This window comes from Bartonella sp. EBT8 (genome assembly GCF_055796165.1).
Genome location: NZ_JBTTDJ010000081.1, coordinates 1 through 1,130, shown reverse-complemented (window position 1 = coordinate 1,130; position 1,130 = coordinate 1). Strand labels below are relative to the sequence as shown.

The 1,130-nt window shown below is 33.4% G+C and carries 2 protein-coding genes; both read left to right on the top strand.

Going from position 1 to position 1,130, the window contains the following annotated elements; all coding sequences use genetic code 11:
• Positions 1-270: 270 nt before the first annotated feature.
• A complete protein-coding gene (locus tag AC0QT4_RS09190; protein ID WP_473201361.1) occupies positions 271-789 on the top strand; it encodes a hypothetical protein in 519 nt (172 codons plus the stop codon).
• A 45-nt stretch (positions 790-834) separates the two neighbouring features.
• On the top strand, positions 835-1,130 hold a 296-nt coding region (ssb, locus tag AC0QT4_RS09185), incomplete at its 3' end, for a single-stranded DNA-binding protein (RefSeq protein WP_473201360.1).

Below are 1,130 nucleotides of genomic sequence, written 5' to 3'. Positions count from 1 at the left end.
TAAAATAAAACCGTGCCAATCAATTTTGACACGGCTTTATCTACAATACGCTGTTTCATTATTCCATAAGTATGAACACCTCTAATATTGCACATTGTGTGTAAAAATGCAAGCCATTAAATTAACAAAAAATGGGATTCATATTGCAGATTCAATATGTTATCATTATTTCGTTTGTAATTATAATCCGTAATGTGTTATTATAACGCAAGCGTAATGTTTGGTGTGTTGTGTAAGATTTTAGTTCATAATTTTCTAGAGAAAATAGATATGTTTACAGATAAGCAGCTAAGATCCTTATTTGGTGTTATAATTTTTATATTCTTATGTTGTTTGGGAATTAAAAAAAATCTTGGCTTTATTCAAAGTATTTTGACATTCGCTTCTGTTTCTTTTGTCATAATAACAACGGTTTTTGCCATTCTATGCAATTCTCATATTCCTTCTGAATTGCAGAATAATCCAAAATATAAATGCGGCAATACAACAGCTTGGCAGAGGTTAACACGTGATTTGCAACAATATATGCACAAACTCTTAAAGCTCATAACTTTAGCACTTGTCGTTTTAATTTTCCCAAGTAGTCATAAAGAAACGGTTTCTTTGCCTGTCATTTCTAAGTACATAGAGCAGCATTTTTCTTTTTCATTGGATAGCATCCTTTGGTCCTTAGATATTGCTCTTTGGTACTCTTTTTTAGTTTGTGTAATCTTTCTTATTTTACGGACACGCAGTTTAATCAATATCTCGATTTACGCGTTACAAGCCTCCACTCATCATACGAAGTAAAGTTTTGTCCCTATGGAAAGATACAAGTTGAAGGTAAGAAAAAATATGCTGAACAAAGTGACGTTAATCGGGCATTTGGGTGCCGATCCAGAAAGCAAAACAATGCACAATGGTGCTGAGGTGGTCAATTTTCGCATGGCTACTTCTGAGAGCTATACAGATAAAGCAACCAATCAAAAAGTGGACAAAACTGAATGGCATTCCATTGTTGTTTTTAATCCACATCTTGCAAAAATTGCTCTTCAGTATCTCAATAAAGGCAGTAAAGTTTATATTGAAGGGCAGATACAAACCCGTAAATGGCAAGATAAAAACGGTCAAGATCGCTATACAACAGAAAT